This window comes from Flavobacterium sp. CF108, from assembly GCF_900129795.1.
Classification (GTDB): domain Bacteria; phylum Bacteroidota; class Bacteroidia; order Flavobacteriales; family Flavobacteriaceae; genus Flavobacterium.
The window spans coordinates 699,921-715,156 of record NZ_FQWW01000002.1; the positions used below are offsets into that span (position 1 = coordinate 699,921).

15 protein-coding genes are annotated in these 15,236 nt (G+C 27.9%); 3 read left to right on the forward strand and 12 right to left on the reverse strand.

Annotated features, from left to right (window positions below; all coding sequences use genetic code 11):
* Positions 1-3 precede the first annotated feature (3 nt).
* The 3 genes from BUE10_RS08390 to BUE10_RS08400 are packed head-to-tail and all read left to right on the forward strand — an operon-like array spanning position 4 to position 2,179.
* Positions 4-306, forward strand: coding sequence for a HigA family addiction module antitoxin (locus BUE10_RS08390; protein WP_073484077.1), 303 nt, complete (start codon positions 4-6; stop codon positions 304-306).
* A complete protein-coding gene (locus BUE10_RS08395; protein ID WP_073484079.1) occupies positions 306-1,616 on the forward strand; it encodes a phenylacetate--CoA ligase family protein in 1,311 nt (436 codons plus the stop codon). Before BUE10_RS08390 ends, BUE10_RS08395 begins: the two co-directional genes overlap by 1 nt.
* Before the next feature lie 41 nt (positions 1,617-1,657).
* A complete protein-coding gene (locus BUE10_RS08400) occupies positions 1,658-2,179 on the forward strand; it encodes an ORF6N domain-containing protein (protein WP_073484081.1) in 522 nt (173 codons plus the stop codon).
* 224 nt (positions 2,180-2,403) lie between these two features.
* On the opposite strand, the gene BUE10_RS08405 is transcribed toward BUE10_RS08400, so the two are convergent.
* From BUE10_RS08405 to BUE10_RS08460, 12 genes are all read right to left on the reverse strand, one after another.
* Positions 2,404-3,171: a glycosyltransferase family 2 protein gene (locus tag BUE10_RS08405; protein ID WP_073484083.1), complete on the reverse strand. Its 768-nt coding sequence runs from the start codon at positions 3,169-3,171 to the stop codon at positions 2,404-2,406.
* The gene (locus BUE10_RS08410; protein ID WP_073484085.1) at positions 3,171-4,538 is read right to left on the reverse strand and encodes an exopolysaccharide biosynthesis polyprenyl glycosylphosphotransferase; all 1,368 of its coding nucleotides are present in this window, start codon (positions 4,536-4,538) and stop codon (positions 3,171-3,173) included. The genes BUE10_RS08405 and BUE10_RS08410 overlap by 1 nt, the downstream gene beginning before the upstream one ends.
* A gap of 18 nt (positions 4,539-4,556) precedes the next feature.
* Complete coding sequence (locus BUE10_RS08415) at positions 4,557-5,540, reverse strand: UDP-glucuronic acid decarboxylase family protein (RefSeq protein WP_073484087.1); 984 nt, start codon at positions 5,538-5,540, stop codon at positions 4,557-4,559.
* 153 nt (positions 5,541-5,693) lie between these two features.
* Positions 5,694-6,443: a hypothetical protein gene (locus tag BUE10_RS08420; protein WP_073484089.1), complete on the reverse strand. Its 750-nt coding sequence runs from the start codon at positions 6,441-6,443 to the stop codon at positions 5,694-5,696.
* Between the two features lie 126 nt (positions 6,444-6,569).
* Positions 6,570-7,697 (reverse strand): glycosyltransferase, encoded by a 1,128-nt coding sequence (locus BUE10_RS08425; protein ID WP_073484090.1) that lies wholly within the window; start codon positions 7,695-7,697, stop codon positions 6,570-6,572.
* Positions 7,694-8,758: a glycosyltransferase family 4 protein gene (locus tag BUE10_RS08430; protein ID WP_073484092.1), complete on the reverse strand. Its 1,065-nt coding sequence runs from the start codon at positions 8,756-8,758 to the stop codon at positions 7,694-7,696. Before BUE10_RS08430 ends, BUE10_RS08425 begins: the two co-directional genes overlap by 4 nt.
* Complete coding sequence (locus BUE10_RS23860; protein ID WP_143055952.1) at positions 8,751-9,209, reverse strand: hypothetical protein; 459 nt, start codon at positions 9,207-9,209, stop codon at positions 8,751-8,753. The genes BUE10_RS08430 and BUE10_RS23860 overlap by 8 nt, the downstream gene beginning before the upstream one ends.
* A gap of 747 nt (positions 9,210-9,956) precedes the next feature.
* The gene (locus tag BUE10_RS08440) at positions 9,957-11,225 is read right to left on the reverse strand and encodes an O-antigen ligase family protein (protein ID WP_073484096.1); all 1,269 of its coding nucleotides are present in this window, start codon (positions 11,223-11,225) and stop codon (positions 9,957-9,959) included.
* Positions 11,215-12,207 carry a glycosyltransferase gene (locus BUE10_RS08445; protein ID WP_073484098.1) on the reverse strand — a complete coding sequence of 331 codons (993 nt, stop codon included), beginning with the start codon at positions 12,205-12,207 and terminating at the stop codon, positions 11,215-11,217. Before BUE10_RS08445 ends, BUE10_RS08440 begins: the two co-directional genes overlap by 11 nt.
* 18 nt (positions 12,208-12,225) lie before the next feature.
* A complete protein-coding gene (locus BUE10_RS08450; RefSeq protein ID WP_073484100.1) occupies positions 12,226-12,879 on the reverse strand; it encodes a class I SAM-dependent methyltransferase in 654 nt (217 codons plus the stop codon).
* 18 nt (positions 12,880-12,897) lie between these two features.
* On the reverse strand, positions 12,898-14,133 hold the full coding sequence (locus BUE10_RS08455; protein WP_073484101.1) for an oligosaccharide flippase family protein: 1,236 nt from the start codon (positions 14,131-14,133) through the stop codon (positions 12,898-12,900).
* A 108-nt stretch (positions 14,134-14,241) separates the two neighbouring features.
* Positions 14,242-15,234, reverse strand: a complete 993-nt coding sequence (locus tag BUE10_RS08460) for a hypothetical protein (RefSeq protein ID WP_073484103.1) — start codon at positions 15,232-15,234, stop codon at positions 14,242-14,244.
* Positions 15,235-15,236 lie beyond the last annotated feature (2 nt).

A 15,236-nucleotide genomic window follows, 5' to 3' on the forward strand; every position in this document is an offset into this window, starting at 1 on the left:
AAAATGGAAAAATTAAAAAATATACATCCCGGAGAAATTTTAGTAGAAGAATTTTTAATTCCTCTAAATATTACACCTTATCGTTTATCTAAAGATTTGAAAATTCCACAGACGAGAATTTCTGAAATCATTAAAGGAAATCGAAGAATTACTGCTGATACTGCTTTGCGATTAAGTCATTATTTTGGAAATTCTGCTAAATTTTGGCTGGGGCTTCAAGACGACTTTGATATTGAAGAAGAAGAATCAAATAAAGGTCAGGAACTAAAATCAATTAAGCGTTACGATTTAAAAGAAGCAGTTTAATGATTCGTCTTTTTGATCTTTCCCTTCAATTAAATGGTTTTCCGATAAAGAAAGCCAAAGCCGAATTGGATAAAATTGTTCATTTTTCTGAAGAAGAATATGCTTCTTTTCTCGAAGATAAAAAGAAAGAAATTGTTGATTTTCATTTAAAGAATAACTCGTTTTATAAAGAATTAATTGGAAATATAAATGTTAAAAACTGGGAAGATTTACCCATTTTGAACAAACAAAATCTGCAAAAACCACTCGAAGAAAGACTTTCAAACGGTTATTCAAAAAGCAATATTTACCTCAACAAAACTTCCGGATCAAGCGGAACTCCTTTTGTTTTTGCTAAAGATAAATATTCTCACGCTTTAACATGGGCATCCAATATTATGCGTTTTGGATGGTTTAATATTGATTTTAATCATTCCTACCAAGCACGCTTTTATGGAATTCCGATGGATTTTATTGGATACCAAAAAGAACGTTTCAAAGATTTCCTGACGCATCGTTTTCGTTTTCCCGTTTTTGATTTATCTGATGAAATTCTTGAAAAATTTCTGCAGAAATTCAGATCGAAAAAATTCGATTATATCAATGGTTATACTAGTTCAATTGTATTATTTGCCAAATTTTTAGAACAGAGAAATATCATATTAAATGAAATCTGTCCAACTTTAAAAGCTTGTTTCGTAACTTCGGAAATGCTTTTTGAAACAGATAAAAAACTACTGGAAAAACAATTCGGCATTCCAATTATCAGCGAATATGGTGCGTCTGAATTGGATTTAATTGCTTTTGAAAATTCGCAAGGCGAATGGCAGGTAAATGCAGAAACTCTTTTTGTAGAGATTTTAGATGAAAACAATAATGTTGTTCCACATGGAACGGAAGGAAAAATTGTGATTACGTCATTATTCAACAAAGCAAATCCTTTTATCAGATATGAAATTGGCGACATCGGAATTCTCGATGAAAAAAGTACGCCTCAAAAGCCAATCTTAAAAAAATTAATTGGCAGGACAAATGATGTTGCCATTTTACCAAGCGGGAAAAAATCTCCTGGTTTGACGTTCTATTATGTTACTAAAAGCATTATTGAAGATGATGGAAATGTAAAAGAATTTATCATCAAACAAACTCATTTAGATACTTTTGAAATTGAATATGTTGCTGAAAAAGAATTAGTTTCAGAACAAATTCAAAAAATAAAAGAAGCAATTGATTTATATTTAGAACCAAATTTAAACTTCACTTTTACAAGAAAATCTATTTTAGAAAGATCTAATCGTGGGAAATTAAAACAGTTTAAATCTTATTTATAAATATAAATAAAATCTTACATTTGTTTTTTAACTAAAAACTTATGGACGATCAATCTTTACTTTCTGAGGAAAGTATCTCTAATAAAATATATTTTATCCGTGGTCAAAAAGTGATGCTTGATCGTGATCTAGCTTTACTTTATGAAATAGAAACTAAAGTACTCAAACAATCTGTTAAAAGGAATATATCAAGATTTCCTGACGACTTTATGTTTGAATTATCACAAAATGAATTTAATAACTTGAGGTCACAAATTGTGACCTCAAGTTGGGGAGGAACTCGAATATCTCCTTTTGCATTCACTGAACATGGAATTTTAATGCTTTCAAGTATCCTAAAAAGTGACAAAGCAATTCAAACTAATATTCAAATCATGCGTATTTTCTCGAAAGTGAGGCAAATGCTTCTGGATACAACAGAAATTAAAGTTGATATTTTGCAGATTCAAAAGAAGTTAGAGAATCATGATAAAAATATTGAATTGGTTTTTTCTTATCTAGATGAACTAACTGAGAAAAAAGAAAATGAAGTTGAAAGAATCAAGATTGGGTATAAAAAATAATTCTCTGTCACAAATTGTGACCTTAGAAACTTGATGTCACAGTTTGTGACCTCAAGTTTTTTTAAAAAATTTTATGTTTAAATTGGAGGTCGCAAATTGCGACATCAAGTTTTTGCGAAGATTCCCTCTCAAAATATCTTAATTTGATAATTGGAGGTCACAAATTGTGACCTCCAATTTAATCGTGATTCTCTAAGGTCGCAAATTGCGACCTTAGAGAATATTTAAACTTTCTTTATATATCTTGGTTTTATAACCAACTGAGTAAATAGAAATCGTATCATCAATAAAACAGAAGACACGAAGTTAAAACCATGAAAATCTCGATAAATACCAAAGTTGTGTTTTATCAATTTGAATTTTGAAGATGAAATAGAATCTTTTCTAATTCTATAAAATGCTAAAGATTCTGGAACTGGTTTTGTTTCTTTTATTTGTTTTAAAATTGTGAGCCATAAACGCCAATCTTGCCTTTTTTGCGTAGCTTCAATTACAATTTTTCCGAAAAAATCTGCATCGTAAATGGCTGTTAAATTGCCTACATAATTGCAGAAGAATAACTGATTATACGTTAAGTTTAAAGGTGCTTCTACCCTTCTGTTTAAATTATTGCCTTCTTCATCGATACAATCATAAAAACTAAAAGTAAACGGCAAATTATTTGCTTTTAAAAACTGAAGCTGTTTTTCGAGTTTATTTGGAAACCATAAATCATCGGCATCTAAAAAAGCAATATATTTTCCGGAAGCTTTTTCTAAAGCAACATTTCTGGCGAAACCATTTCCGGAATTTTTGGTTAACTTGAAGAGTTTTATTCGATTGTCTTTTTCTACAAAATCAGAAATAATTTTAACCGTTTCATCGGTCGATGCATCATCAACCAAAATCATTTCCCAGTTTTGATATGTCTGGTTTTGAACTGATTCTATAGTAGCTCTAATGAACTTTTCAGTATTATATGTCGGGGTTAAAATAGATACTAAATCGTTCATTAATATGCTTTTTTATCGCCTTTAAAAATGTTTATTATCGTCTGCGAAATTATTTTCAGATCAAGAATAAGAGACCAGTTTTCGATATAAAAAACATCAAATTTTATTCTGTTAATCATATCTCTTTCTGTTGTAATTTCTCCTCTAAAACCGCTTACTTGCGCTAATCCGGTAATTCCTGGTTTAACAGAATGACGAATTATATATTTTTTTAACTTCTTTCCGTATTCCTTATTTTGTGACCAAAGATGTGGTCTTGGTCCAACAACTGACATATCTCCCAATAAAACATTGACAAATTGCGGAAGCTCATCAATACTTGTTTTTCTCATGAATTTACCAATTGCTGTAACCCGCGGATCATCTTTTGAGGCTTCTTTTTCTGTTGTTTTATTCATTTTCATAGAACGGAATTTATAACAAACAAATTCATTTTCGTCTATTCCAGGCCTCCCTTGTTTGAAAAAAACTGGTCCTTTAGATTCTAATTTTATCAAAATTCCTAATAATGGATATATCCACGATAATAAAAAAACAATAACTACAATAGAGAATAAAATATCAAAAAAACGCTTTAAAATTTTAATTGCGGGCTCGTTCAATATTGTTTGTTTCAGCGAAAGCACAGGAAATAAATCGTAATAATCTATTTTTAGATTTTTTGAGAAAATCTCTTTTGTATCTGGAATAAATTTTATGCCTTTATTATTTTCGTAAGCAAAATCAATTAGTCCTTTCAAGTAATTGTTCGATACTTCGTGTAAAGAACAATATATTTCATCAACAGAATTTGCTAGTACAAAAGGTTTTAAATCTTCTAATTTACCTGTAATCTCTTGATTTTCTTTTTTATCTGAAAAGAATCCCAAAAAACGATAACCATAATCTTTTCTTGTTTCAAATAGATTTTTTAACCGAATTGCTTCTGGCGTAAACCCAATAATAACAGCATTTCTATAATTACTGCCTGTTATTATTCTGTATTTTTTTAAATAAAAAAACAACAAAAATTTAAAAATACTTACCAATACTGTAATTGAAAATGCAAATATTGCAATGGCTCTTTGGTCAAAAATAACCTGCCTGGAAAATGGAAAAAAAGCAATTACAATTAAAAGAAACAGAATTATTTGCCTGAATATTTTTGAAGCAATTACAACTGGTGGCGTGAATCGATATACATCATAAAATTTTATAGAAAAAGCAATTAAGCTCCATCCTAAATATTGATAAAAAATAAAAAATAAAATATTTGCAACTAATTCCTTAAAAACAAAAAAACTCAAAATAGTAATCACCATCAGATCTATTAAAATACTGATTGGCCTTATATATTTTGAGTATCTTCCTGTTTGAACCACCGTCATAAATTGTTCTTTCTAATACTATTTTATGTAATTCGAAAAATCTTTATGTTCTTCTTTAGAAAGTTCTTCTTTAGAAAGTGATCTAAAATAATCGTATGTAATTTTCATTCCTTCAGAACGACTTACTTTTGCTTCCCAACCTAATAACTCTTTTGCTTTTGTTGTATCCGGTTGACGCTGCAACGGATCATTTATTGGTAAAGGATGGTATACTACTTTTTGATTCGTTCCTGTTAGTTTTATAATTTCTTCTGCAAAATCTTTAATTGTGATTTCGTCAGGATTTCCAATATTTACCGGATATACATAATCAGAATGTAATAATCTGAAAATACCTTCAACCTGATCGTCTACATAACAAAATGAACGAGTTTGCATACCGTCTCCAAAGATTGTTAAATCTTCTCCGCGAAGTGCCTGCCCAATAAACGCTGGAATAACACGTCCGTCATTTAGTCTCATTCTTGGACCGTATGTATTAAAAATACGCACGATTCTGGTTTCTACACCATGAAAAGTATGATAAGCCATTGTTATTGATTCCTGAAAACGTTTAGCTTCGTCATAAACGCCTCTTGGTCCAATTGTATTTACATTTCCGTAGTATTCTTCTGTTTGAGGATGTACTAAAGGATCTCCGTACACTTCAGAAGTTGAAGCGATAAGAATTCTTGCATTTTTTACTCTTGCCAATCCCAGCAAATTGTGGGTTCCCAAAGAACCAACTTTTAAAGTCTGAATTGGAATTTTTAAGTAATCTATAGGACTTGCCGGTGAAGCAAAATGTAAAATATAATCTAAATCGCCCGGTATGTGGACAAATTTTGTAATATCGTGATGGTAAAATTCAAAATGTTCTAATTTGAATAAATGCTCAATGTTTTTAAGATCTCCGGTAATCAAATTATCCATTCCAATAACAAAATAACCTTCCTTGATAAATCGATCGCACAAATGTGATCCTAAAAAACCCGCTGCTCCGGTAATAAGTATTCTTTTCATAATGATTATTTATACAACGCAAATGTAAGTGTTTTGAAAATTATAGAACTATCATAAAAAACAAAACTGCCTAAAATTAATTAGGCAGTTATTTAATATATAAATGCTGTTTTTAAAATCAAATCATTCTTCTTTTTAAAAATGATTTTTATACTATTTCTTAGATTTTACTATCGTTTCAAGTGCTTCTATTTTTTTATTCTGCTCTATAATATATAGTGTTAACTCCTCTATTTTTTCTTGTTGAATTCTAAACATCTCTGATACGTTAATTCCATCTTCTTCCACTTGCTTGGCAGATGGAACATTTGGTAAGTGTTTATTAGTTGCTATAAAAGTTTCTACTTCAGATAAAGGCATTAATTTATACTTATCATAAAATACATAATCTGCCCAAGTTCCATTTGAACTTAAACTAACACGTATTTCATCTGTTAAGACACCTCCCTTTACAAAAAGTTTATAGTTAGCATAAAGTGGATTTGTTGGAAAAGTAGTTACATCAATTCCTACTTTTCCAGAACTGCTTATTTTCATTCTTTCTGCAGTATTTGTATAAAAATTAATTCCATTCCATCCAGAGAATGAAACTGTTGGCGATGGGCTAGAACTATCAAATTTACTCATCGTCATACCATAATTTGCTATTGGTATATTGTTGGTTTGAGCATTTGAAAAACTATCTGTTGTTGTAAATCCAATTTTTCGATACACATTTACCGGATTTATAAGATTTATATTTCCATCAATTGTTAATTTCTCATTTGGATCAGTAACCGCAATTCCAATATTACTTGTTGTACTGGAATTTGTAGTAGCATATACAGTACCATATGGCACATAAATTTGCGAAAAACACATTGCAGAAATAAAAAATGTTAATATTGAAAATGATTTTTTCATGTCTAAATTTTTATGATTTAATTGTTTTTAAAAATAATCGTTTTACAGATAAAATTTATTGTTTAAGAAAATATTGTTAACATAGTATTTAACAAATTTTTTCCGTTTTACTTTTAAAGATAATTTTCAAATACTTTTTTGTTCAAGCCTCATATGCTCTTTAAACTTTTTTTCAACAAAATCTTTCATTTCATTTTCAAATCGCTGCTTAGAAAATTTCATGGCATGTTCCCGAATTTTTTTAGGATCAAATTCTGTCTTTTCAAAAGCAATTAAAGCTTCTTTAATCTTTTTACATGATTGATCATTAAAGAAAATCCCTGTTTCATTTTCAACAACTGTTTCTAAAGCTCCTCCTTTTGCAAAAGCTATAACTGGAGTTCCGCAAGCTTGTGCTTCAACAGGAATTATTCCAAAATCCTCCTGAGCGGCAAAGACGAACGCTTTAGCCTTTTGCATATAATTTTTAAGCATTTCATAATCAACAAAACCAACAAGTTTAATGTTGCTTTTAACTATTTTTTGTAGTTTTTTAAATTCTGGTCCATCTCCTGCAACAATTAATTTTAAATGAGGAAGTTCATTAAACGCTTCTACAATTAATCTAACTTTTTTATAAGAAACTAAGCGCGATGCTGTAAAATAATAATCTTGTTTTTGTTCTTCTAATTGGAAAAAATCAACATCAACAGGCGGATAAATTACAATTGATTCCCTGTTATAAATCCTTTTTATTCTTTTGGCGATATGATTTGAATTTGCAATAAAAAAATCAACATTTTTAGAGTTTGCAACGTCCCATTTTTTTATTTTATTTAAAACATGTTTAGCATAAAGCCCTTTTATTCCCTTATTTAAATTGGCATCTTGTAAATATTCTTCTTGTAAATCCCACACATAACGCATAGGGGAATGACAGTAACAAATATGTAATTGTTCTTGTTTTGTTACAACTCCCTTTGCCACAGCAGATGATGAGCTAATAATTAAATCATAATCGCTTAAATCAAATTGTTCTATTGCTAGTGGAAATAGCTGCAAAAATTTACGGTGGTTTTTCTTTGCTGTTGGTAATTTTTGAATGAAGCTCGTTTTGGCTTTTTTTCCATTAAGAATGAAGTTTCGATCTTCATCATTAAGGAAATCTATTAATGCAAAATGATCAAAATTATTCCAAATTGAGTTAATGGAATGAATTACTTTTTCGGCACCTCCATTTACATAATACCAATCGTTAATTAGTGCTTTTTTCAAGTTGTTTTATTTTTTTTCAAATTTTCAATTATAGAAATATAACGTTGTGACGTTGTTTCCCAGTTAAATTTTTGAGATAGTTCAAATGATCTTTTACAAAGATCGGTATAGTTTTCTAAATCAATTAAATCTTTTATTTTTTGCACTAATTCTAAAGGTTTGCCTGGATCAAAAAACAATGCTGTTTCATTATATAATTCTTTATATACCGGAATATTTGACAAAATACATGGCGTAGAAACACTCATTGCTTCAAGTGCAGAAAGCCCAAATCCTTCGTAAAAAGAACCGTTAATAAGTGCCTTTGCTCCTTTCATTTCTTTTTTTAATTCAACATCTGAAATATCATTTAAAAATTCAACATTCAAACTATCAGATTCTAAAAGATCATTATTAAATACATTATTGAAAGAATCCCCAATAATTTTTAATTTAAATTGATGTAGATCTAATACTTTAAAAGCTTCTAAAATTACTTTAATATTTTTTCTAGGATTTAATGAATTTACGGCAATAAAATAATCGCCTTTTTGATTTGCTTCTTCATTAGAGCTAAAAAGACTTGCCAGATAAACAACGTCTATTTTTGATGGCTCAACATTTGGATAAAATTTTAAAATTTCATTTTTAGAAAAATTACTAACAGTAATTATTTTCAAAGCTTTTTTTAAATTGAAATAAAAAAATATGTTATAAACAAAAGCAAATTTCCAGCTAAACCAATCTTTATTTTCTTTTACAGCCATGTCATGAACAACGATCACATTCTTTTTAAAAAGAATTGGAGCTGTATTGCAAAAATTAATTAATAAGAAAACTTTATTCCTAAATAAAAAAAGAGGTAATTCAACTTGTTCCCAAAAATAACCTGAAAAGCAGCCTATTTTTTTACAATTTAATGATTCTGAAACTGGGTTTAAGAAGGGTTTGTTTGGGCAAAGAAAAACTATTTCTTCGCTATAATGCTCCTGCAGATTTTTACTTATTTCTGTAGCTACTCGCTGAACTCCCGTAACTTTTTGAGTTAAAAAACGACCATTGACTACTATTTTATTACGCATCTTGAATCGTATTTTCAGTTCGAATTACAAAGAGGTAACAAAACCATAAGAACAAATATATTCCTAGTTGTCTGCTTAAAAGGTTTTCAAATAAACTTTGGGATGAAAAAATGAAAATGAAAAAAAATGAATAACCATTTTTATTCTTTATAAAGTTCCAAAATTGAATACCAAAAATTCCTAAAAATAAAGTAAGCCCCAAGAAACCATACGTAACAAAGTACCAAATGTATTGATTGTGGGTATTGTATTTAAAATTCTTTTTTCCAATCCACCAATATGGACCGCTCAATACTTCTTTTGAATTATAACAATCTATTAATTTTGCATCAACCTTTTCACTGCTAAAAGTTCCGACAAAATAATTAAACGTTTTTTCATCGACAATTCCTTTTGCGCATTTCCAAATTACAATTCTTGGTTCTCCTTTTTCAACAGTTAATCTTTGCATTATGTATTGATTAGTAAATACAATAATAAACAACACACTTACAAATCCTACAACGTAAACGATTTTTATTTGTTTTAAAAAGATAAAAAAGCAAAGCAAAACTGAAACTCCCATTGCAAGTCTTGCCGCAATAATAAACAACGTAAATATTATTAAACCAATAAATAAATAAAGAATTGCCTTTTTAATTGTTGTATTATCGAGTAAAAATTTAATACAAAAAATGGATAGTAGACAATTTAGAGAAAAATAAGGTCTTTCCAGAATAAACTTGTTTTCTACTAAAGCTGTAAAGTTTTCAAAGCTTTTAGAGTCCGAAAAAAACTGATATTGTAATACAATAAAATCAACGTATAATAAATGTATTAACTGCAAAAACAAAAAGGAAAAAATAAAAAATTTAATTTCCTCAAAACTGAATTTTTTAACTAAAAACATTCCCGGAATAAATATAAAACCAAGCGATCTGACAATTAATTTTGAGGAAGAATCGTAATTGAAAAGGAAAGATAAAATGTATAAAACATAAATTGATCCAAACAATAAGCTCAATAACTTAACGGTTAAATTATTATCTTGTTTTTTTATTTTTGAAACATTCAAAAGCAATAATAGCAAAATAGCCGGTGTAGCCAAAGAAATTTTAAACACAAATGAGAATGCTATGAAAAATAAACAAACTAATTCTATTTTAAATTTCTTAAACATATCTTGAATCATAATAATCTGTTTTTTTGATGGATAAAATTAATTTGTTATTAGCTTCTGTTCGTTTAATTTATTTCTATGAATAGCAAAAGGTATTGCCAGAAAAACCCAAATAAAAAGCATAATAAAGGACGGAAATGCATTAAAAGATAATATGATGCAAATTATACCTGCCGTAATAGAATCTTCTTTTAAATAAAAAGCTTTCGTTAAAATTAAAAACAAAAACAGTAGAAATAGCACTGAAGCAATTACACCATATTCTGAGAAAACCTCTAAATATACATTATTGGGTATCGCTCTTTCATTTTTCCGTTGTGCAAAATGATCAAAATATGCGTTTCTATTCACCACAATTTTTTTATACTTATTATAATGATCGTAATGAAGTCCATAACTGGCTGGACCTACTCCAAAAAAAGGATTTTCTATTCCAGAATAAAAAGCAACATTTCCGGTAATAATCCGATCTGCTTTTGAAAAATTATTTTGAGTAAGCGTTTTTGTCGGATCAAATAATTTTCCATATACATATTTTTGATAGAATTCAGTTTGAGTAAATATTAATATACTTATAATTACAACAGGAATAACTTTAAGGAGAAAACTTAATTGGAGAAGCTTTTTTTTATAAAAAAAGAAAACAAAAATAAATACCGAAAGTATTGAAATTGTAGACATTGATACAATGACACTAAAAAGTAAAAACCAGCCATGAACCATTTTTTTTAAATAAAATGAAACGGATGCCGATAGTAATAAAAACAATCCAAAATAATTACCTTCTTTGAAAGTACTAGACCTGATAAAACCTTCTAACATTTGTGGCTCCTCGATTCCCGGAAGCTTAAAATAAGGTATGTTTAATTTTGATGATAAAAATAAATACCATCCATAGACTGCTGCTATTATGGCTCCAAAAATCCATATTTCTAAAATTTTTATATCTTTTGTAAATAATCTATAAGATACAAAATAAGCTGCCAGACACAAATAAAAATAACAAACTCTAATAAAACTATCTCCAACCCTATTTATTCGAAACGGAAATTCTTTTGGCGGATAAGGATAATTCCAATATATATTTACGATAAACGATAATGTGACCAAAATCGCAACTAATACAATTATAATATTGTTGTTAAAAAACCAAATCGTATCTCTTGAGATTGTTTTTTTATTAATATAGAAAAGCAGCAAAATTACAAGAGCAATTTCAGATATTTTGAGTGGAAAAAAAATATTCAATGTTAGTGCCTGAGTAAAAGGCAGAAACACTAAAAAAACTTTTCTAATATCAATTTTCATTTGATTGCTTTAAATTTTTGGTTTTACTAAAAACCATTTTTAAAATCTTTGGAATTATTTTAAAATTTCTCTGCCAAATTCTATTCCCAATGGTTAAAGTTAAAATCGACAGATAAATAAATCCAAGGTTTTTTCGGTTATACTTTTTAGCAAAAGTAATTCGGCTATTCATCGAAACCAAGTCTATAAATTCAGATTTTTGTTCGTTAATTTTTGACTTTGTGCTATTTCCTTGTTTGTGATAAATTCCAAAAACCGGTAATATTTTTAAACTTCCGCCTTTTTGTTTTGCTCGATAAACCCAGTCAAGTTCTTCATAAAATAAAAAGTAATCTTCTGACAATAATCCTATTGATTCTAAATCAGTATACTTAATTATCATAGAAGCTCCGATGGGATAATTTGCTTTTTCAACTATTTTGTTAAAATTTAAAATTGCTTCATTAATCGAAATTCCTTCTCCTAAATGTGATGTCAAACCTGTTTTCGGATGGTACATACCTCCTAAAGATTGAACTTTTGTTGGATCATCATATTCTAATAAAGCCGTTCCATAAATAACTTTTAAGCTTGGAATGTCTTGCTTATCAACTTCAGAAACAATATCTGCAAGGCTGTTTTTTTCTAAAACAGTATCATTGTTTAAAAGCCAAATATAAGAATCATGTTCTTTTTGATTTAAAATATATTTTAATGCCAGATTATTTCCTGCAGCAAAACCTTTGTTTTCATGAGACTTAACCAAAAGTATTTTTTCATTTTTACTTTCTAGTAAAAAATCTTTTTCATCAATACTTAAAAAAGATGAAGATTGTCCTTCTGCCCACGATTGCAGCTTTTCAAAATAGCGTAATGTTTCACTATTATCAATAATAATGATTTGATAATTAGTATAATGTAACTTTAAAATACTTTCTAAGCATTCAATAGAATCCTCAGAGTTGTTATAATTTAAAAGAACAATATATACTTTCTTATTCATTAACAGCGTTGTATGTTTTTAATTTCGTCTAACTTTCAGAAAATATTGTGTACTTAAAAATTGTTCAAAAACACCTAAAGTAATTTTGTTCAAAGTTGATTTTATTGAAGAAAGGTGTTTTAAATTTGATTCTATTTTTTGCACTTTTAACTCTGGAAATAAACTGATTAGTTTTAGCATATCTTTTTTACAAAAAAAACGGATATGTGTTTTATCAAAAATTCCTTCGTCTGTATACTCAAAATTTCCTTTGATAAAAATTTTATAAAAAACTTCAAAATTTCTTATGTTAGGTAAACTAATATAAAAATGTCCCTCTTTTTTTAAATGCGGTATCAGTTTTTGAATTGTTTTTTGCGGTTCTACTAAATGTTCTAAGACATCTGGCAACAGTATACTATCAAAAAAATCTAATTCAAAAGGGATATTGCCCTGTTCAATATTTCCAATAATAAAAGAATCAAATTTTTCTTTATCCTGATTAACATCAACGATATCAAATCCCATTATTATTTTTGCAACGCCTTTATTTTTTAATTCTAATAAAGTCGCGCCGGTGCCGGCACCAATTTCTAAAATCGTTTGATCTTTTGATATACCTATAAAAGAAACAATATCTTTTCTAATATTGGAAAAATATCCTTTTTCTTTATCTAAATAAGATTCTTGCATATTGCTTACTAGCTTGTTTTAAATGTCTTTAATTTTGTATTTCTGGAAGCAAAATAGTATTATCAAAGTTGTGATCAATCCTTCTATTAAAAAAACGGCAGTCAAACTTCCCTGTAATTTAAAAAATAAGGTCAAAAAATAACCCAATAACAACATCATTACAGAGCCGAAAGATAAAATTTTAGATAATAACTTCTGTTCATTTTTGTAAATTAAATATTGATAAAAAGGAATATTTAAAGCCGTAATAATTGGTACTATTATAAAACCTGAATAAAACCCCAGAAGGTTATAAATTTTATCATCTATTATATAGTTATTTATAAAAATAACGCCGCCGGTTAAAATAACTACAACTCCAAAAATTAATAGTGAAATATTAATACCGTTTATTTTTTTTAAAAATAAAATCCCTTCTTTTTTGCTTTTACTGTAACTCTCACAAAATTTAGGAAAACTAACATTAAAGAAAACAGATAAATAGCTTCGAAAAATGTTGAGAATCATATCGCCAATTTTATAAATTCCGGCGTAATAATCACCAAGTAAATATTGAATTATTAAAATTGGGCTTTGGACATATGCTGCAATAGAAAAGTTAGATATCAGTATAGGATATTCATTTTTAAATTGTTTTATAATTGAATGTCTTTTCGCATTAAAAAGAGACAGTCTATATGATCTCCATATTTTTATAAAAAAAAACGAATAAACTAAGGTATTTGATGTTCCTAGTATAAATAAAACTAGAAAATAATCTTCCTTCTGTCGAATTAAAAGATAAACTATTAAGACGTAAATTATTTTTGAAAAGAATATAAGTCTATTTATAATGCCAAATTTCTCTAGTCCTTGATAAATCCATGTAATATTGAAAAATTGGCCAGATAAAAGTGTTAGAGCTAGTAAATAAAGCTTTTTATCAATGTTATTAAAAACCAAACTTATCAAAAAGATACCTAGAAAAAGTATAAAAAAGTTAATGAGTTTAATCGCAAACGAAGTGTTTAAATATTCCTGAATTTTGCAAAAATTGTCTTTATTAATACTGACTTCTTTAACTCCCAGAATATTAGAACCAAAATCAATAAACAATCCTAATAATGTAAAAACAGATAATGCAACGCCAATTTTACCCCAATTTTCAATACCACATACAGAAATGACTTTTGGAGCCACTAATAGCGGTGCAATTAAGTTTATTAACTGTCCTGAACCATATGTTAGATAATCTATTATTGTATTCTTTTTCATTATTAGCAAATTGGTCTATAAATACAATTAATAACCAATAATAGAGTCTATTCGTTTTCTTATCAGTTCAACTTATCCATAAGTAAATTATTACCTGTATACTCTTTGTTATGATTTAATTGATTTCTCTTTTAATAACTGCTTCTTATAAAATTTAAAAAGAAAATTAGAGAACAGAAAAAAGAAAAGAAACAAAATAGGTAATATAAACTTTAATTTACCATTGAGCGACTTTGTGTTTTTTATATTTAAAGTAGAATTGATTTCTTTAATTGTTTTATCAAAACTTAATAATTTTAATCTGTTTCTTCCTTGCTCAACAACTAAATATTGTTTGGTTTTTATAAGGTCATTCAATTGGGTGTTTTCATTATAATAAACCAATTTATCATTTTTATTCGTGTTTTTTACTGTATTCGAAAAACCGCTTAAAACATTATCTATTTGAGCAATAATAGTATCATTTTGAGCAATTTGCTGTTTCATGCTTTTAAACCCTATTTTTTGGGCAGAATCAAAATATTCTGAAGAATTTAAATATTTTAATAACGGTTCTATAAAGTCTTTTTCATTAACTAATTCACTTGAAATAAAAGATATTGTATGATAAGTATAATTTTTACTTACAACATTATCAATTAAAATTTTATTGATGTCACCCTCATCAGCCATTAACTTTATAAGTTCAAAGTTTTGTTCTCTATCTTCTACAAATTTAAAAGCATCCGAAACAGGTTTAATTTCAATTTTATTGATTGCTTTAGGATGAGAAATTCCAACAACCTTTTTTAGAAAAACAGTATCACCGGCATTAATTTTTGCATCAATTAAATCAATTTTCGAATACAGATAATCAACGCTTCCAAAATTTGGTGTTACAATAATTTGATTTTGAAATGATTTCTTACTTGAGTCCAAATACCACCCCAATCCAAATCCGAATAAAAGTAATGTTATAACAATGATCCAATTTCGAATTAAAAACTGAATCGATCTAAAAATAGCAGTATTTATTCTATCAAAAAATCTACCTATACTTTTTGAAATTAGAAATAGGTCAATCTCCTGATCTGTATTATTTGGTGGTACTTTTGTACTCATTT